The organism is Actinomycetospora chibensis, assembly GCF_028737215.1.
Lineage (GTDB): Bacteria > Actinomycetota > Actinomycetes > Mycobacteriales > Pseudonocardiaceae > Actinomycetospora > Actinomycetospora chibensis.
This window is the reverse complement of the sequence record NZ_JAQZAM010000008.1, coordinates 191,592-208,539: the sequence shown is the minus strand read 5'-3', so window position 1 is coordinate 208,539 and position 16,948 is coordinate 191,592. Positions and strand designations below refer to the sequence as shown.

General features: G+C 74.1%; 17 protein-coding genes. 7 read left to right on the top strand and 10 right to left on the bottom strand.

Annotation, left to right across the window (positions count from 1 at the left end; genetic code table 11):
* Positions 1 to 156: 156 nt before the first annotated feature.
* The 3 genes from ilvC to PH189_RS14490 are packed head-to-tail and all read right to left on the bottom strand — an operon-like array spanning position 157 to position 3,618.
* The gene (gene ilvC / locus PH189_RS14500) at positions 157 to 1,179 is read right to left on the bottom strand and encodes a ketol-acid reductoisomerase (protein ID WP_274189506.1); all 1,023 of its coding nucleotides are present in this window, start codon (positions 1,177 to 1,179) and stop codon (positions 157 to 159) included.
* A gap of 40 nt (positions 1,180 to 1,219) precedes the next feature.
* Positions 1,220 to 1,726: an acetolactate synthase small subunit gene (gene ilvN / locus PH189_RS14495; RefSeq protein WP_274189505.1), complete on the bottom strand. Its 507-nt coding sequence runs from the start codon at positions 1,724 to 1,726 to the stop codon at positions 1,220 to 1,222.
* A complete protein-coding gene (locus PH189_RS14490; protein ID WP_274189504.1) occupies positions 1,723 to 3,618 on the bottom strand; it encodes an acetolactate synthase large subunit in 1,896 nt (631 codons plus the stop codon). The genes ilvN and PH189_RS14490 overlap by 4 nt, the downstream gene beginning before the upstream one ends.
* 337 nt (positions 3,619 to 3,955) lie before the next feature.
* Between PH189_RS14490 and PH189_RS14485 the strand changes: the two genes are divergently transcribed.
* From PH189_RS14485 to ilvD, 5 genes are all read left to right on the top strand, one after another.
* Positions 3,956 to 4,273, top strand: a complete 318-nt coding sequence (locus PH189_RS14485) for a hypothetical protein (protein ID WP_274189503.1) — start codon at positions 3,956 to 3,958, stop codon at positions 4,271 to 4,273.
* Between the two features lie 12 nt (positions 4,274 to 4,285).
* Positions 4,286 to 5,182: a hypothetical protein gene (locus PH189_RS14480; RefSeq protein ID WP_274189502.1), complete on the top strand. Its 897-nt coding sequence runs from the start codon at positions 4,286 to 4,288 to the stop codon at positions 5,180 to 5,182.
* On the top strand, positions 5,163 to 5,933 hold the full coding sequence (locus PH189_RS14475) for a hypothetical protein (protein WP_274189501.1): 771 nt from the start codon (positions 5,163 to 5,165) through the stop codon (positions 5,931 to 5,933). The genes PH189_RS14480 and PH189_RS14475 overlap by 20 nt, the downstream gene beginning before the upstream one ends.
* 366 nt (positions 5,934 to 6,299) lie before the next feature.
* Positions 6,300 to 7,103, top strand: coding sequence for a PH domain-containing protein (locus PH189_RS14470; RefSeq protein ID WP_274189500.1), 804 nt, complete (start codon positions 6,300 to 6,302; stop codon positions 7,101 to 7,103).
* A gap of 43 nt (positions 7,104 to 7,146) precedes the next feature.
* Positions 7,147 to 8,988, top strand: coding sequence for a dihydroxy-acid dehydratase (ilvD, locus tag PH189_RS14465; protein WP_274189499.1), 1,842 nt, complete (start codon positions 7,147 to 7,149; stop codon positions 8,986 to 8,988).
* A 55-nt stretch (positions 8,989 to 9,043) separates the two neighbouring features.
* On the opposite strand, the gene PH189_RS14460 is transcribed toward ilvD, so the two are convergent.
* The 3 genes from PH189_RS14460 to PH189_RS14450 all read right to left on the bottom strand — a co-directional run bounded on the left by PH189_RS14460 (position 9,044) and on the right by PH189_RS14450 (position 10,480).
* Entirely contained in the window at positions 9,044 to 9,226 is a 183-nt protein-coding gene (locus PH189_RS14460) for a hypothetical protein (RefSeq protein WP_274189498.1), read from the bottom strand.
* 96 nt (positions 9,227 to 9,322) lie between these two features.
* On the bottom strand, positions 9,323 to 10,252 hold the full coding sequence (locus PH189_RS14455) for a 2-hydroxyacid dehydrogenase (protein WP_274189497.1): 930 nt from the start codon (positions 10,250 to 10,252) through the stop codon (positions 9,323 to 9,325).
* A gap of 24 nt (positions 10,253 to 10,276) precedes the next feature.
* Positions 10,277 to 10,480, bottom strand: coding sequence for an alpha-ketoglutarate-dependent dioxygenase AlkB (locus PH189_RS14450; RefSeq protein WP_420791495.1), 204 nt, complete (start codon positions 10,478 to 10,480; stop codon positions 10,277 to 10,279).
* A 197-nt stretch (positions 10,481 to 10,677) separates the two neighbouring features.
* Between PH189_RS14450 and PH189_RS14445 the strand changes: the two genes are divergently transcribed.
* A complete protein-coding gene (locus tag PH189_RS14445; protein WP_274189496.1) occupies positions 10,678 to 11,847 on the top strand; it encodes a PQQ-dependent sugar dehydrogenase in 1,170 nt (389 codons plus the stop codon).
* Between the two features lie 115 nt (positions 11,848 to 11,962).
* Here the strand turns inward: PH189_RS14445 and PH189_RS14440 are convergent, their stop codons facing one another.
* The 4 genes from PH189_RS14440 to gatC all read right to left on the bottom strand — a co-directional run bounded on the left by PH189_RS14440 (position 11,963) and on the right by gatC (position 15,984).
* A complete protein-coding gene (locus PH189_RS14440) occupies positions 11,963 to 12,451 on the bottom strand; it encodes a hypothetical protein (protein WP_274189495.1) in 489 nt (162 codons plus the stop codon).
* Positions 12,452 to 12,632: 181 nt separating this feature from the next.
* Entirely contained in the window at positions 12,633 to 14,141 is a 1,509-nt protein-coding gene (gatB, locus tag PH189_RS14435) for an Asp-tRNA(Asn)/Glu-tRNA(Gln) amidotransferase subunit GatB (RefSeq protein ID WP_274189494.1), read from the bottom strand.
* Positions 14,138 to 15,691, bottom strand: coding sequence for an Asp-tRNA(Asn)/Glu-tRNA(Gln) amidotransferase subunit GatA (gene gatA / locus PH189_RS14430; protein WP_274189493.1), 1,554 nt, complete (start codon positions 15,689 to 15,691; stop codon positions 14,138 to 14,140). The genes gatB and gatA overlap by 4 nt, the downstream gene beginning before the upstream one ends.
* The gene (gatC, locus tag PH189_RS14425) at positions 15,688 to 15,984 is read right to left on the bottom strand and encodes an Asp-tRNA(Asn)/Glu-tRNA(Gln) amidotransferase subunit GatC (protein ID WP_274189492.1); all 297 of its coding nucleotides are present in this window, start codon (positions 15,982 to 15,984) and stop codon (positions 15,688 to 15,690) included. Before gatC ends, gatA begins: the two co-directional genes overlap by 4 nt.
* Positions 15,985 to 16,282: 298 nt before the next feature.
* Between gatC and PH189_RS14420 the strand changes: the two genes are divergently transcribed.
* Positions 16,283 to 16,942, top strand: coding sequence for an ACT domain-containing protein (locus PH189_RS14420; RefSeq protein WP_274189491.1), 660 nt, complete (start codon positions 16,283 to 16,285; stop codon positions 16,940 to 16,942).
* Positions 16,943 to 16,948 lie beyond the last annotated feature (6 nt).

Sequence of the window (16,948 nt, the reverse complement as noted above, 5' to 3'; positions counted from 1 at the left end):
GCTGCGGGGCATCGTCCCGCACTCACGACGACCTTACCGATCGGTCGTGAACCGATTCACATGATCGGCAGGGAGCTCGCCGGGAACGAGCGAAGGGCACCATCGGCCGCGAGAACCGGCTGATGGTGCCCTTCGCGCGGAAGAACCGGGCGCGACTCAGGTGGTCGGGCGGGCCATCCAGGGCATGAGGCCGCGGAGCTTGGCGCCGACCTGCTCGATCTGGTGGGCCTTGCCCTCCTCCTCGAGCTTGGTGAAGTTCGGGCGGCCGTTGTCGTCCTCGGCCACCCACTCGCGGGCAAAGGTGCCGTCCTGGATCTCGCCCAGGATCTTGCGCATCTCCTCCTTGACCGCGTTGTTGACGATGCGCGGGCCGCGGGTGAGGTCGCCGTACTCGGCGGTGTCGCTGATCGAGTACCGCTGGCCGTAGATGCCGTTCTCGTACATGAGGTCCACGATCAGCTTGAGCTCGTGGAGGCACTCGAAGTAGGCGATCTCGGGCTGGTAACCGGCCTCGACGAGCGTCTCGAACCCGGCCTGGACCAGCGCCGACGTGCCGCCGCAGAGGACGGCCTGCTCGCCGAAGAGGTCGGTCTCGGTCTCCTCGGTGAACGTCGTCTTGATGACGCCTGCGCGGGCGCCGCCGATGGCCGCCGCGTAGGACAGCGCGAGCGCCTGCGCCCCGCCCGTCGCGTCCTGCTCGACGGCGATCAGGCACGGCACGCCCTTGCCATCGACGAACTGGCGGCGCACGAGGTGGCCGGGCCCCTTCGGGGCGACCATCGCGACGTCGATGTCCTTCGGCGGCTGGATGAGGTCGTAACGGATGTTGAAGCCGTGGCCGAAGAAGATCGCGTTGCCCGACTCGAGGTTCGGGGCGATGTCATCGGCGTAGATCGTGCGCTGCTTGGTGTCCGGCGCCAGGATCATGATCACGTCGGCCTCGGCGGAGGCCTCGGCCGGCGTGACGACGCGCAGCCCCTCCTCCTGGGCGGCCGCGCGGGACTTCGACGCCTCCGGCAGGCCGACCCGCACGTCGACACCCGAGTCGCGGAGGGACAGCGCGTGGGCGTGGCCCTGGCTGCCGTAGCCGATGACGGCGACCTTGCGTCCCTGGATGATCGAGAGGTCGGCGTCGGAGTCGTAGAAGACCTCGGCGTTGCCGGTGGTCGGGGCACTCATGAGCGGTACTACTTCCTTCCGGGGATGGAGCGATTCGAACCTAGCGGTGGTGTGCCGCGATGGAGCGCGGCCCACGGGACAGCGCGACCATCCCGGATTGCACGATCTCGCGGATGCCGTAGGGCTCGAGCATGCGACGCAGGGCGTTGAGCTTGTCCTCGGTGCCGGTGGCCTCGACGGTGACCGCCTCGGGGGCGACGTCGACGACCTTGGCCCGGAACATCTGCGTGACCTCGAGGACCTGCGAGCGCACGCTCGCGTCCGCGCGGATCTTCAGCATGACGAGCTCGCGCTGCACCGAGGTCGCCGGCTCCAGCTCCACGATCTTGATGACGTGGACGAGCTTGTTGAGCTGCTTCGTCACCTGCTCGAGGGGGAAGTCGTCGACGGTCACGCAGATCGTCATGCGCGAGATCCCCTCCTCCTCGGTGGGGCCCACGGCGAGCGACTGGATGTTGTAGCCGCGCCGCGAGAACAGCCCGGAGATGCGGGCGAGCACGCCGGGCTTGTCCTCGACGAGGACGGACAGGGTGTGTGTGGTGGTCATGCGGGCACCTCGTCCGCTCCGCCGGCCTCGGGGTCGTCGAACAGCGGCCGGATGTTGCGGGCCGCCATGATCTGGTCGTTGCCCGTCCCGGCCGCGACCATCGGCCAGACCTGCGCGTCGGCGCCGACGGTGAAGTCGACGACCACCGGGCGGTCGTCGATCGCCATGGCCTCCGCGATGACCCGGTCGACGTCGTCCTTGGACCCGCAGCGCAGGCCCACGCACCCGAGCGCCTCGGCGAGCATCACGAAGTCGGGCACACGGTGCTTGTGGGTGCCGAGCTCGGTGTTCGAGTAGCGCTCCTCGTAGAACAGGGTCTGCCACTGGCGGACCATGCCGAGGTTGCCGTTGTTGATGACCGCGACCTTGATCGGGATGCCCTCGATCGCGCAGGTCGCGAGCTCCTGGTTGGTCATCTGGAAGCAGCCGTCGCCGTCGATGCACCACACGGTGGTGTCCGGCTGGCCGACCTTCGCCCCCATGGCGGCGGGCACGCCGTAGCCCATGGTCCCGGCACCGCCGGAGTTGAGCCACGTGCGCGGCTTCTCGTAGCGGATGAACTGCGCCGCCCACATCTGGTGCTGCCCCACGCCCGCCGCGTAGATCGCGTCCGGGCCGGCGATCGCCCCGATCCGCTCGATGACGTACTCGGGCGAGAGGGTGCCGTCGGGCGGGTCGTCGTAGCCCAGGGGGAACGTCGACCGCCAGCGCTCGAGCTGGTCCCACCAGTCACGCTGCTGCTCGTGACGGCCGCTGCGGGCGTCCTCCCCCGCGGCCCGCAGGGCGCTCGTGAGCTCGATGATGACCTCGCGGGCGTCGCCGACGATCGGCACGTCCGCCGGCCGGTTCTTGCCGATCTCGGCGGGGTCGATGTCGGCGTGGACGATCTTCGCCTCGGGGGCGAAGGTCGAGAGGTCGCCGGTGACGCGGTCGTCGAACCGCGCCCCGAGGGCGATCAGCAGATCGGACTTCTGCATCGCCGCGACGGCGGCGACGGTGCCGTGCATGCCCGGCATCCCCAGGTTCTGGCGGTGGCCATCGGGGAACGCGCCACGGGCCATGAGGGTGGTGACCACGGGCGCGCCGGTCTCGTCGGCGAGGTCGAGGAGCTCGGTGGAGGCCTCGGCCTTGATCACACCGCCGCCGACGTAGAGCACCGGGCGACGCGCCTCGCCGATCAGGCGGGCGGCCTCCCGGATCTGCTTGGAGTGCGGCCGGGTGGTCGGCCGGTAGCCGGGCAGCCGGGTCTCGACCGGCCAGCTGAAGGTGGTCTGCGCCTGGAGGACGTCCTTGGGCAGGTCGACCAGGACCGGCCCGGGACGCCCGGTGGACGCGATGTGGAACGCCTCGGTGATCGCCCGGGGGATGTCCGCCGGGTCGGTGACCAGCATGTTGTGCTTGGTGATCGGCAGCGTGATGCCGCAGATGTCGGCTTCCTGGAAGGCGTCGGTGCCGATGAGCTTGCGGCCCACCTGCCCCGTGATCGCGACGATCGGCACCGAGTCGAGCATCGCGTCCGCGAGCGGCGTGACGAGGTTCGTCGCCCCCGGGCCGGAGGTCGCGATGCAGACGCCGACCCGGCCGGTGGCCTGCGCGTAGCCGGTGGCGGCGTGGCCCGCCCCCTGCTCGTGACGCACGAGGATGTGGCGCACGAGCGTGGAGTCGTAGAGCGGGTCGTAGGCCGGGAGGATCGCGCCGCCGGGAATGCCGAAGACGACGTCGCAGCCGACGGCCTCGAGCGAGCGCACGAGGGACTGGGCCCCCGTCGCCGGGGAGGGGTCGACGCGGGCCGGACGAGGAGCGGCCGGACGGGTCGCGGGTTGCGCGGCCTGGTCCTGCTGCTCGGTCGGCACGCCGGAGCGCGGCGCCGGGCGCGGTCTGGCTGTGGTCATCGGTGATCAGCCTCTGGGGGATCAGGTACGAGTGTGTGAACGAGCCCCGGACACGAAAAAGCCCTCGCCGCCAGGAGGCGGAGAGGGCCGGCGCGTCAGCGAACTAGGCAGCGAGCACGAGGCTCGTCAGGCGCTGACGCGCCCGGCGAGTACGAGAATTCGCTGCATGCAAGGACGGTAGCACGGCCCGTCCCCCACCCCGCCACCGCGCGGTGGTGATCCGTCCCGCTCCCCGGTGTCACGGCGGAGGCACCACGAATTGGCCCGTTCCGCCCTCGGCGACCCCGGTCCGCTCGTACAGTCGGACCCGCGCAGCACCGGGGCGAGGGAGGGCCGCATGACCGCGCCGGGCGGCGGGTTCCGGGTCGATCCCGCCGTCGTCGACGTCGCCGCCGTCGCGACGGCCGCGGCCGAGTCGACGATGCGGGCCTACGGCGAGGAGGTCGCCGCGGCGGCCGACACGGCCGGGGGTGCGGCAGGCGAGGGACCCCTCGCGGACGTCCTCGCCGCCTTCGGCGCGGGGGCACGCAGCCGCGCGGACGAGCGCGGCCGCGAGTGCCGCGAGCTGTCGCAGGACCTGGCCGACAGCGCCGAGGCCTACCGCGGGCGCGACGGCGAGGCCGGCGCGTCCCTCGACACGATTCCCTTCGGCTGAGGCGCCACCCCGATGCCCCGCACGCTCGCCGGCGATCCCGTGGCGCTGCGCGCCGCCGCCGCCCGGCTGCGGGGCGCGCGGCGGACCGCGGAGGAGGCGGCGCGCCAGGTGCAGGACGCGCCCGAGCGCACCACCGGCTCCTGGACGGGGCAGGCCGCCGAGGCGTTCGCGGTCGCCGCCCTCGCCACCGCGGCGCGACTCCGGGCCGTCGCCGTCCTCGCCGACGCGGCGGGACCGCTGGAGACGTACGCGGCCGAGCTCGAGGCGGCCCAGGGTCAGTGGAACGCGAACTTCGGTGCGGCGGCGTACGGCTACGGCACCTCCGGCTACGAGCCGGCCGCGCAGGCGCTGAGCGAGGCGCAGGACCGCGCACGAGCCGCGAACGAGCGCGCCGCCGCGGAGATCGAGCAGATCGGGTCGGCCGCCCGCGACGCCATGGCCGTCGAGCAGTCCCTGCGCACGATGACCAGTGTCGCCGTCGGCACCGGGCTGGGCGCCGTCGGCGCGCACCAGAACCTGCTGCGGGAGGCCGCGGCGGCGGCGCCAGACCCGGCGGCGAGGGCCGCGGCCGGCGCGCGCTACGCGGACGTGACGACGCTCGGCAACCGGCTGGCGTTCGTCGGCCCCGCCGCCGGGCAGCTGCTCTCGGACGCCGACAACCCCCGCTTCAGCGCGGCGGAGCGCGCCGGGCGCGCGGCGGCGCAGGGGGCGACGGTGGGCGTCGGGGCCCTCGGTGGAGCCGCCGCGGGCGCCGCGCTCGGCACGCTGCTGTTCCCCGGCGTGGGTACCGTCGCCGGGTTCGCCCTGGGTGCCCTCGGTGGCTGGGGCGGGGCGGTGCTGATGGACGAGGTCAACGACGACGCCGTCGACCGGGTCGGGGAGCAGGCCGATGACGTCGTCCCCTGGTGACACCCCGGCCGTCCAGGGCTGGGTGGCGCTCGCCCTCGGCCTCGGCGGCGTCGTGGTGTCGGTGCTGGTCTGGCGCGGGACGTGGCGGAGCTGGGTGGGCGGTCCGACGGGCTCGGCGCCGCTGTTCGTCTTCCCCGCCGGCGCCCTGCTCGCCTTCGACTATGCCGCGACGTTCGTCCTCCCGGAGGGCAGGACCGGGTCGCGGATCGCCGCGCCGTTGCTGCTCGCCGCGATCCTGGTGATCGTCCTCGGGCTCTGGGGCCCCTCGTGGTTCGGGCCGCGGTGGTACCGCGAACGCCACGCGCGGGGCACGGCGACGCCCGCCGCGGACCGGCAGCCGGCGCCCGCGCAGAACAGCGAGGCGCTGGCCCGCAGCGCGCGCGGTCCGGCGACGCCGGGCCGCAGGCGCCACGCGGCGCTGCTCGAGCCCGGGCTCGGCGCCCCGGAGGGCATCGGCGAGCCCGACCTGGTGCCCGGACACCTGCTCCTCTACCCGGACGAGATCGTGTTCTGCGCCGAGGCGGCCGACGACGCGGTCCGGCCCGGGCCCACCATCCGCGCGATCCCCGCCGGTTCGGTCGCGACGGTCGAGGTCACCCCGACCACGCGGACCCGGGCGCCCCAGGTCCGCTTCCCCACCGTCGCGATCCACACGGTCGACGGGACGACCCACCGCTTCGAGTGCGCCCGTGCCCGGGCCGTCGCCGACGACCTCGTCGGCCTCTACGGCGCCCGCCGGACCCCGGGCTGAGCGCGCCGGTGGACGTCCCGCCCGGGTGGCAGGAGATCCCCGACGGTCCCGAGGGCGCGATCAGGACGCTCGTGGCCGGCGACGGGACCGACCACTCCCTGCCCGTCACCGCCGTCCTCACCCGCGAGACCGCGCCGCTCACCCCCGCGGACCTGGACCGCTGGAGCGACGCGGTCCGCCGCGCCCTGCCCGAGCGCTTCCCTGCAGGTGCCCTGCTCACGCCGGCCGACGAGGACGGACGCCGCACGCTCCTCCGCGTCCACCCGACGCTCGTGCGCGGCGTCCTCGCGCGCGCCGCCGCCGTTCGGCCCCCGTCCGCCCTCGCGCCGTCGCCGCGCCGTCGCGGAGCTGACCCGCGAGCCCGGAGTGCTGCGGTGGTGGACCTTCGCCCACTCCGCCGCGGACGGACGCGCCGGGACGCTGCTCGAGGTCGTCGACACCGAGGCAGGCATGTACCTCGTCGCCGGCGACACCGCCTGCCCTGCCGGCCGGGACGCCGCTGCCCGTCGCCTGGTCCTCCGATGGCACATCGCGCCCGAGCACCGGCCTGCTGGCACCATCGCGGGAGTGAGCGACGAGCGGGGGACGACGGCAGGGACGACCGGGGCGACCGACGAGGGGCCGGCCGGCCCCGAGGCCCGCCCGGCCACGTTCCGGGCCGTCCCGATGTCGGCGCTGATCGCCGTCGGCTTCGTCGCGATCTGCGTCTCCCCGATCGCGTTCCTCGGCGGCGCCTGGTTCCTGGTGTTCCTCCTCCCCCTCGCCCTGGGCTGGTGGGTGGTGCGCACGCGCACGACCGTCGACGTCGAGGCCCTGCGGGTGCGCTCGGTGCGGGGCTCGCAACGGGTCGCGTGGGACGACGTCGCCACCCTGCGGGTCGTCGAGCGCGGGTGGGTGCGAGCGGTGCGTGGCGACGAGAGCGAGCTGGCGCTGGTCGGCGTCCGGACCCGCGACCTCGGGCGCGTCGCGCAGGCCAGCCGCGGGCGCATCACGATGCCGACGCCCGAGGAGGTCGAGGACGCCGCCGCGCACCAGCGCGAGCTCGAGGCCACCCGGATGCGGATCGCGAGGCTCCGCGAGGCCGAGCAGGAGACCGAGCAGGAGGCCGAGCAGGACACCGACCGGGACGCCGCGGACGCGACCCCGGGCGAGGGATCCGAGCGGGCGTAACCTCGGGCGGTCGCCCCCACCTGATCGTCCTGTGAGGTCACCTGTGCCGCCGCTCCGCTCGCGCGTCACCACCCAGGGCCGCAACGCCGCCGGGGCGCGCGCCCTCTGGCGCGCCACCGGTCTCACCGATGCCGACTTCGGCAAGCCGCTGGTCGCGATCGCCAACTCCTACACCCAGTTCGTGCCCGGGCACGTGCACCTCAAGGAGCTGGGCGAGCTGGTGGCGGGCGCGGTGCGCGAGGCCGGCGGCATCGCGCGCGAGTTCCACACGATCGCCGTGGACGACGGCATCGCCATGGGACACGGCGGGATGCTGCACTCGCTGCCGTCCCGCGAGGTGATCGCCGACGGCGTCGAGCACATGGTCCAGGGCCACGCCGTGGACGCGCTGGTGTGCATCTCGAACTGCGACAAGATCACTCCGGGCATGCTCAACGCCGCGCTGCGGCTCAACATCCCGACCGTGTTCGTGTCGGGGGGACCGATGGAGGCCGGCAAGGCCGTCGTCGTCGACGGCGTCGCCCAGGCCCCGACCGACCTCATCACCGCGATCTCCGCGTCCGCGTCCTCGCAGGTCAGCGACGACGGGCTCACCGAGATCGAGCGCTCCGCCTGCCCCACCTGCGGGTCATGCTCGGGGATGTTCACCGCGAACTCCATGAACTGCCTCACCGAGGCGCTCGGGCTCTCGCTGCCCGGCAACGGCTCCACGCTGGCGACGCACGCGGCCCGCCGCGAGCTGTTCCTCGACGCGGGCCGCACGGTGGTCGACCTGGCCCGGCGCTACTACGCCGAGGACGACGACTCGGTGCTGCCGCGGAACATCGCGTCGCGGCACGCGTTCGAGAACGCGATGGCCCTCGACGTCGCCATGGGCGGCTCGACGAACACCGTGCTGCACATCCTCGCCGCCGCCCACGAGGCCGACCTCGAGTTCTCGCTCGCCGACATCGACGCCGTCAGCCGTCGGGTGCCGTGCGTCTCGAAGGTCGCGCCGAACTCCTCGCACCATATGGAGGACGTGCACCGCGCCGGCGGCATCCCCGCGATCCTCGGTGAGCTCGACCGCGGCGGCCTGCTGCACCGCGACGTGCACACGGTCCACGCCCCCTCGCTCGACGCGTGGCTCGGCGCCTGGGACATCCGGGGCGGCTCGCCGTCCGAGGAGGCCGTCGAGCTGTTCCACGCCGCGCCCGGCGGTGTGCGCACCGTCGAGCCGTTCTCGACGACCAACCGCTGGTCGTCGCTCGATCAGGACGGCGTCAGCGGTGTGATCCACGACGTCGCGCACGCGTTCTCGGCCGACGGCGGGCTCGCCGTGCTCGCCGGCAACCTCTCCCCCGACGGCGCCGTCATCAAGAGCGCCGGACTACCCGAGGACGGGCGGTACTTCCGCGGCCCCGCGCGGGTGGTCGAGAGCCAGGAGGAGGCCGTCTCGATCATCCTCGGGAAGCAGGTGCAGCCCGGCGACGTGATCGTCGTGCGCTACGAGGGCCCGGCCGGCGGCCCCGGCATGCAGGAGATGCTGCACCCGACCGCATTCCTCAAGGGCGCGGGCCTCGGCGCCGTGTGCGCGCTCGTCACCGACGGCCGCTTCTCCGGCGGCTCGAGCGGCATCTCCGTCGGGCACGTCTCCCCCGAGGCGGCGGCCGGCGGCACGATCGGGCTCGTGCAGGACGGTGACGAGATCCTGCTCGACGTCGACGCCCGGCGCATCGAGCTGCTCGTCGACGACGACGTGCTCGCCGAGCGCCGCGCCAAGATGGAGGCCTCGGAGCGTCCGTGGCAGCCCGCCGTCGAGCGGAACCGCCAGCTCACCAGCGCCCTGCGCGCCTACGCGAAGCTCGTGACCTCGGGGGCGACGGGCGCGGTCCGCTCGGTCTAGGTCGTCCTCGGTGGCGCATCCCGCGTTCAGCGCGGGGTTCGGCACCGAGGTCGCGTCACCGCGGCGGAGACCGGCGCGACGCCGCGCGCAGCGCGTCGGCGATCCGGCGGCACTCGTCGCGCGTGAGCACGACGGTGTGCCGGCCCAGGGCCATCACCGCGAACGGGTCGCCGTCCTCGACGTCGACCCGCACGATCTCCTCGCCCGCCCCCGTGCTGACGCTCGTCCACGCTGTCATCGCCCGCTCCGCTCCGACGTCGTCCACGTCTCGGCGCGTGGGCGTGTCCCCTTTCTACATACTTGCGTGCTGCCTAGCAAGTAAGCATCGGAGCGCTCAGTACCCGTTGATCACCAGGTTCGGCGGATCCTCGCCGCGGGCGACGGCCTCGAGCTGGGTGTGCACGACGCGGTAGGCCCGCTCGAGGTGCCCCGGGACGCTGCCGCCGACGTGCGGGGTGATCAGCAGGTTCGGCGCGGACCACAGGGGGTGGTCGGCAGGCAGCGGCTCGGGGTCGACGACGTCGACCACGGCACGCAGGCGCTCGGCACGCAGCTCGGCGAGCAGGGCCTCGGTGTCGACCACCGGGCCCCGCGCGGCGTTCACCAGCAGCGCGCCGTCGGGCATCGCGGCGAGGAACGCGGCGTCCACGAGGCCGCGGGTCTCGTCGGTGAGCGGGACGAGGAGCACGACGACGTCGTGGTCGCCCAGCAGATCGGGTAGCTCGGAGGTGGCGTGCACGCCCTCGCGGGCCCGGCGCCCGACGCGGGTGATGGCGGCGACGTCGAAGGTCTCCATCCGGCGCGCGGTCTGGTCGGCAAGGTCGCCCGCGCCGACGAGCAGGACCCGCTTGCCGGTGAGCGTGTCGGTGATGTGCTGGTCCCAGCGGCCCCCGTCCTGGGCGCGCACGAACGGCGGGATCTCGCGCAGCACGGCGAGGGTCGCGGCGAGCACCCACTCGGCGGTGACCCCGCCGTGCGCACCCTGGCAGTCGGAGAGCTGCACGCCCTCGGGGAGCCGGCCCACCCACATCTCCGCGCCGGCCGAGAGCAGCTGCACCAGACGCAGGTTCGGGCACCGTCCGACCAGCTTCAACGCGTCGGTCGTCGCGAGGAAGCCGGGGATCAGCACCGCGGCCCGCTCCGCGGCGTCGGGCAGGGCGTCGGCCTGCTCGTCGTAGCGGACGAGCTCGAGGCCGTCGATGTCGGCGAGCGCGGCCTCCCCCTCGTCGTGGGGCACCAGCACGGTCACGGGTTCGGCGCTCACGGGGCGGGAGGGTAGTCGCCGGCGTCAGTCCTGCAGGCCGGACACCCGCAGCGTGATGTTTGATGCGACCCTCGGGCAGGCCGATGTCCTCGGCGGCATCCTCGGTACCCCGTGGTGGGCCAGCCGGTTCTCCCGGCCGAACACCACGAGATCCCCGGAGTCGAGCACCAGGTCGGCGTACGGGCGCCCGCGGTTCTCGGTGTTGCCGATGCGGAACACACAGGCCACCCCGAGGCTCAGCGACCTGGTCGTCGCGGGTGCGCGAGTAGCGGTAGGGGATCCGGTGCCGGCCCAGACACACGGTCTCGACGCTCATCGCCCGTCCGGGGGCAGCCGCGCCGCGCGTGCCCCCGGGGCCGTGGGTGGCTCGGCGGCAGCCCCCGTCTCACGGCCGGCACAGCAGGGGACGCCTAGTGTGTCGAGCCGTGTCCGGTCCGTCGCGGTACGTGCTGCTGCTCGCCGCACTGACCACGCTCGCGGCGCTGCTCGCCGGCTGCGCACAGTTCCCCGACGCCGGGCAGCAGCCCTGGCGCGAGCGCCCCGACCTCTCGGCCGAGCGGGCGCCGCAGCCGCAGCTGCCCGAGACCGGCGAGCCCACGCCCGCCCCGAACTCGGACGGGCCCTCGGTGCCCCCGCCGTGCGTCGACCCCGACCCGCAGGTCGTCGCCACCTGCCTCGCGCCGATGTCCGCGGTCGTGACGCTGCCGGGTGGAGCCGCCGCCCTGGTCGCCGAGCGCACGACCGGCCGCATCCTGCGCGTCGCCCCCGAGGAGACCCCGGAGACCGTGGCGACGGTGCCCGTCGACGCGGCGGGCGACGGAGGGCTCACCTCGCTGGCGCTCTCCCCCTCCTACGCGGAGGACCAGCTCCTCTACGCCTACGCCACCACCCCGAGCGGCAACGCCGTCCTGCGGATCGCGCCCGGGGACGTGCCCAAGACGGTGCTGGGCGGCATCCCGCGCGGGGCGTCGGGCAACAGCGGCGCGATCGGGGTCGAGCCCGACGGCACCCTGCTCGTGGCCACGGGCGACGGCGGCGACCGGGCGGCGGCGGCCTCGCCCACCTCGCTGGCCGGCAAGCTGCTGCGCATCGACCCGTTCGGGCGGCCCGCCCCCGGCACGCCCGACCCGGCGTCGCCGGTGGTGGGCAGCGGCCTGCACGCCCCCGGCGACGTGTGTGCGGACGCGGCGGCCGGCGTCAGCTGGGTCACCGACCGGGCCGGCCCGCGCGACGTCCTGCTGGCCGTGCGGCCCGGGGTCGCGCCGGGTCCGAACGCGGCCGCCGCCCCGGCCTGGACGTGGCCCGAGCGACCCGGGGTGGCCGGGTGCGTGGCGCTGCCGGGCACGCTCGTCGTCGGGCTCCGGGGCTCGAGCGCGATGTTCGTCCTGCGCCCCACACCCCAGGGTGGGTTCGTCGGCACGCCCCAGGCGGTACTGGCGGGCGCCTACGGGCGGATCACCGGCACCGACGTCGCCTCCGACGGCCTGATCTGGTTCACCACGGCCAACAAGGACGCCGGCGGCCCCGTCACGCCGACCGACGACCGCGTCGTGCGCATCCGTCCGCCGTCGGGTGGAGCCAGCGGGGCCGACTAGCGGCCCGAGGAGCCGACCTCCCGACGCACCACCTCCGGACGCACCACGGCCCCGGCCCTCCCCCGGGTGGGGAGGAGGACCGGGGCCGCGGGTCCGTCCTGATCTGGGGAGCGGATCAGGAGAACGAGAGCATGCTGGAGCCGCTCGAGATCGCGTCGTCGACCTGCTGGGCGCCCGACCCGGTGGCGTCGTGCACCTGACCGGAGACCTCGTTGACCGAGCCGGAGATCTCCTGCTCGGTGTCGGTGGCCTGGCTGCCCACGGGGACGCCGTTGGCGTTCGCGGCGGTCTGCAGGTCCGAGGTCAGCGCCGAGGTGATGCGGTTGACGTCGTGCTGGGCCGCGGAGGCGTGGCCGCCGACGAACTCCTCGCCGCCCTTGACGGTCGTGGGCACGTCCGTCTCGGGGAGCTCCTGCACGCCCTCGATGTTGCTGGACGCCACGTCCTCGAGGGTGGACGACGTGTTGTCGACGTTCGGCGCCTCGGCGGCGAACGCGAACGACGCAGTGCCGCCCGTCAGCGCGAGCGCGGCCGCGGCGGTCAGTGCGCCCCGGCCGGCGATCTTGCCGACCGTGCTCGCCTGGCGGGCACTGTGTGCACCCATTCGACCCTCCTGGGTAGTTCATCTGGCTTCGGGGGATGAACCGGACGGTCGTACACCACCGATCGACGGTGACGCCCGGTTCAGAAGCCGCTACAGGCTGCTTCCTGAATCACCCAACGGAGGGATCTCGTTCGAGTTACGGGGAGGTCTCGAAAAAAGATGCTGCCCGGACGAGTTCTGGTCACTGACAGCGCTCGAGCACCAGCTCCTGAACGCGGGCGGCGTCCGCCTGCCCCCGGGTGGCCTTCATCACCGCGCCGACGATCGCCCCGGCCGCCTTGGTCTTGCCCGCGCGGATCTTCTCGGCCACGGCCGGCTGGGCGGCGAGTGCCTCGTCCACCGCGGCGGTCAGCGCGCTCTCGTCGCTGACCACGGCCAGACCCCGCCCGGCGACCACGTCGTCGGGCTCGCCCTCGCCCGCGAGGACGCCGTCGACGACCTGGCGCGCCAGTTTGTTGGTCAACGTCCCGTCCTCGACCAGCGCGATGACCCGGGCGACCTGCGCCGGCGTGATCGGGAGCGCGGTCAGGGCGACCCCCGCCGTGTTGGCCTGCTGGGACAGGTACGAGACCCACCACGAACGGGCGGCCTCCGGCGGGGCGCCGGCGTCGACGGTGTCGGCGACGAGATCGAGCGCGTCGGCGTTGACCAGGTCGCGCAGCTCCTCGTCCGAGAGGTCCCACTCGGTCTGGATGCGCGCGCGGCGCTCCCAGGGGCGCTCGGGCAGGGCGGCGCGCAGCGTCTCGACCCAGTCGCGCGAGGGCTCCAGCGGCGGGAGGTCGGGCTCGGGGAAGAAGCGGTAGTCGGCGAAGGTCTCCTTCGGCCGGCCCGGCGAGGTGGTCCCCGACTGCTCGTCGAAGTGCCGGGTCTCCTGTCGGATGGTGCCGCCGGAGAGCAGCACGCCGGCGTGGCGGCCCATCTCGTAGCGCACCGCGCGCTCCACCGACCGCAGCGAGTTGACGTTCTTCGTCTCGGTGCGGGTGCCGAACCCCGTCGCGCCCTTCGGCATGAGGGACACGTTGGCGTCGCAGCGCATCGAGCCCTGGTCCATCCGGACGTCGGAGACCCCGAGGCCGCGCAGGACGTCGCGCAGTGCCGTGACGTAGGCGCGCGCCACCTCGGGGGCCCGGACGCCGGCCCCGATGATCGGCTTGGTGACGATCTCGATCAGCGGCACGCCGGAGCGGTTGTAGTCGAGCAGCGAGTAGTCCGCTCCGTGGATGCGCCCGGTGGCCCCGCCGACGTGCAGGGACTTGCCGGTGTCCTCCTCCATGTGCGCGCGCTCGATCTCCACGCGCCAGGTGGTGCCGTCGTCGAGCGGCACGTCGAGGTACCCGTCGAAGACGATCGGGTCCTCGTACTGGGAGATCTGGAAGTTCTTCGGCATGTCCGGGTAGAAGTAGTTCTTCCGGGCGAAGCCGGAGCGCTCCCGGACCCGGCAGTTGAGCGCCAGGCCGATCTTGATCGCGGACTCGACGGCGGTGCCGTTCAGCCGCGGCAGCGAGCCCGGCAGGCCCAGGCACACCGGGCAGACGTGGGTGTTGGGCTCCGCACCGAAGGCGTTCGCGCAGCCGCAGAACATCTTCGTCGCGGTGTTGAGCTCCACGTGCACCTCGAGCCCCATGACGGGGTCGAACTGCTCGCAGACCTCCTCGACGGTGTAGGGCGCGGACTCGACAGTGGCCGTCATCGGGACGTCTCCAGGGCACGCAGTTCCGGGATACGGGGGCCGGCGTCCGACGCCGACGCGCGCGCGGTCTCGTAGGCCGCCGCGACGCGGTAGGCACGGTCGTCGGCGAGGGCGGGGGCCATGATCTGCATGCCGACCGGTAGCTGGTCGTCGGCGGCGAGGCCGCAGGGCACCGAGAGCGCGGCGTTGCCGGCGAGGTTCGACGGGATCGTGCAGAGGTCGGCGAGGTACATCGCCAGCGGGTCGTCGGTGCGCTCGCCGATCGGGAACGCCGTGGTGGGCGTGGTCGGCGAGACCAGCACGTCGCAGGTCTCGAACGCGGCGGTGAAGTCGCGGACGATCAGCGTGCGGGCCTTGAGGGCCTTGCCGTAGAGCGCGTCGTACGAGCCGGCCGACAGGGCGTGCGTACCGATCATGATCCGGCGCTTGACCTCGGCGCCGAACCCCTTCTCGCGCGTCTGCGACATCACCTCGTCGGTGGACTGCGAGCCGTCGTCCCCGACCCGCAGCCCGTAGCGCATGGCGTCGAAGCGGGCCAGGTTGCTCGAGGCCTCGCTCGGCGCGATGAGGTAGTAGGCCGGCAAGGCGTAGGAGAACGACGGGCACGAGACCTCGACGACGTCCGCGCCCAGCTCACCGAGCACGCGCACGGCGTCGGTGAACGCGGCGAGCACGCCGGGCTGGTAGCCCTCGCCGGAGAACTCGCTGACGATGCCGACGCGCACCCCCGCGAGGTCGCCCCGGGCACCGGCCAGCGCGGCCTCGACCACCGGCGGCAGCGGGCCGTCGACCGAGGTCTGGTCGCGCGGGTCGTGCCCGCCGATCACCTCGTGGAGCAGCGCGGCGTCGAGCACCGACCGCGCGCACGGCCCGATCTGGTCCAGCGAGGACGAGAACGCGACGAGCCCGTAGCGCGAGACCGTGCCGTAGGTGGGCTTGACCCCGACGGTGCCGGTGACCGCCCCGGGCTGGCGGATCGAGCCGCCGGTGTCCGAACCGAGGGCCAGCGGCGCCTCGCCCGCGGCGACCGCCGCCGACGACCCGCCCCCGGAGCCGCCGGGGATGCGCGAGAGGTCCCAGGGGTTGCGGGTGGTGCCGAACGCCGAGTTCTCGGTCGAGCTGCCCATGGCGAACTCGTCGAGGTTGGTCTTGCCCAGCGGGATCAGTCCGGCCGCCCGCAGCCGGGCGACGACGGTGGCGTCGTAGGGCGGGCGCCAGCCGTCGAGGATCGCCGACGCGCAGGTGGTCGGCATGTCGGTGGTGGTCATGTTGTCCTTGACCGCCACCGGGACCCCGGCCAGGGGCGAGACGGGCCCGCCCTCGGCCACCGCGCGGTCGACCGCCTCGGCCGCCGCGAGGGCGCCCTCGGCGTCGACGTGCAGGAAGGCGTGCACGCCGTCGGGGCCGTCGACGGCCTCGATGCGCTCCAGGTGCGCCCGGGTGACCTCGACCGACGAGACCTCACGGGCGTGGATGCGCCGGGCCAGCTCACCGGCGTCGAGGGAGATCAGCTCGCTCTGTCCTCCCGTCGCTGTGCTCGCCCCGCTCACAGCTCCTCCCCCAGGATCCGCGGCACGCGGAAGCGGCCCTCCTCGGCGGCGGGCGCGCCCGCCAGGGCGGCCTCGCGCGGCAGCGAGGGCTCCGTGGTGTCGGGGCGCAGCACGTTCGTCTGCGGCACCACCTGCGCCGTCGGCGGGATGTCGTCCGGGATGTCGCCCACCGCCGAGACCGTGTCCACGATCGCGTCGATCTGGCGCGAGAACGTGTCCAGCTCGGCGTCGGTCACCGCGAGGCGGGCCAGGCGGGCGAGGTGGGCGACGTCGTCGCGGGTGATGTCGGACATGTCCCTCCGGGGTCGTGCACGATGGTCGGGTCGAGCTCCGCGCGGCGTCGGGTGAGAGGTCGTCTCCCGGGACGTCGGGCCGAGCTCCGTTGCATCACCCGCGCGCGAAACACCCAGTCTAGGACCGCGCCGACCCGGGCCTCGACGAGGTTTGCCGGGAGGCGCGTGTGATCGTCACTCGCCCCCGCGGGGGTCGGCCTGGGAGGATGCGCCGGGTCCGCGGCGGGTACCAGGCCGCACGCGGGGTCCACGTCGGTGTCGGGAGACTCGCCGGAGTCTCGGGGGGTCGAGGAGGGCCGTGACCTACTTGCTGCGCGTGGTGCTGCCCGACAGGCCCGGCACCCTCGGGGCCCTGGCCTCGGCGCTCGGTACCGAGGGCGCGGACATCCTCTCCGTCGACGTCGTCGAGCGCGGCGCCGGGACGGCCGTGGACGACCTCGTCGTGGACATGCCCAGCTCGCGGCCCCCCGACGTGCTCATCACCGCCGCGGAGTCGGTGCACGGCGTGGTGGTCGAGTCGGTGCGGCCGTTCGCGGGGGCTCTCGACACCACGCGCGAGCTGGAGCTGGTCGAGGCCGTCGCCGCCCGCCCCGAGATGGGCGTGACCCTGCTGGCCGAGGGCGTGCCGGGCCTCTTCCGCTCGGCCTGGGCCCTGGTCACCGAGGCCACGGGCTCCGGGGCCAGGGTGCGCCGCGTGGCCTCGAGCGCCGCCGCGCCGGAGACCGAGGCCGTCGAGCTCGCCTGGTTGCCGCTGGACAAGGCGACCGTGCTCGACCCCGCCGGCGGGCACCTCGTGCCCGAGGCCTGGACCGCCCTCGACACCGAGCTGGCCGCCGCGCCCGTCGGCCGCCCCGAGCGGGCGCTCGTGGTGGGCCGCCCCGGCGGGCCCGCGTTCCGGCCCTCCGAGCTCGCCCGCCTGTCCCACCTCGCCGGGATCGTGGCGACGATCGTGGGCTGACGGCCC

Bases quoted from the DNA above. Each gene is read 5' to 3' on its own strand.
- ilvC (WP_274189506.1), bottom strand. From the start codon at position 1,179: ATGAGTGCCCCGACCACCGGCAACGCCGAGGTCTTCTACGACTCCGAC.
- ilvN (WP_274189505.1), bottom strand. From the start codon at position 1,726: ATGACCACCACACACACCCTGTCCGTCCTCGTCGAGGACAAGCCCGGC.
- PH189_RS14490 (WP_274189504.1), bottom strand. From the start codon at position 3,618: ATGACCACAGCCAGACCGCGCCCGGCGCCGCGCTCCGGCGTGCCGACC.
- PH189_RS14485 (WP_274189503.1), top strand. From the start codon at position 3,956: ATGACCGCGCCGGGCGGCGGGTTCCGGGTCGATCCCGCCGTCGTCGAC.
- PH189_RS14480 (WP_274189502.1), top strand. From the start codon at position 4,286: ATGCCCCGCACGCTCGCCGGCGATCCCGTGGCGCTGCGCGCCGCCGCC.
- PH189_RS14475 (WP_274189501.1), top strand. From the start codon at position 5,163: ATGACGTCGTCCCCTGGTGACACCCCGGCCGTCCAGGGCTGGGTGGCG.
- PH189_RS14460 (WP_274189498.1), bottom strand. From the start codon at position 9,226: ATGACAGCGTGGACGAGCGTCAGCACGGGGGCGGGCGAGGAGATCGTG.
- PH189_RS14440 (WP_274189495.1), bottom strand. From the start codon at position 12,451: ATGGGTGCACACAGTGCCCGCCAGGCGAGCACGGTCGGCAAGATCGCC.
- gatB (WP_274189494.1), bottom strand. From the start codon at position 14,141: ATGACGGCCACTGTCGAGTCCGCGCCCTACACCGTCGAGGAGGTCTGC.
- gatC (WP_274189492.1), bottom strand. From the start codon at position 15,984: ATGTCCGACATCACCCGCGACGACGTCGCCCACCTCGCCCGCCTGGCC.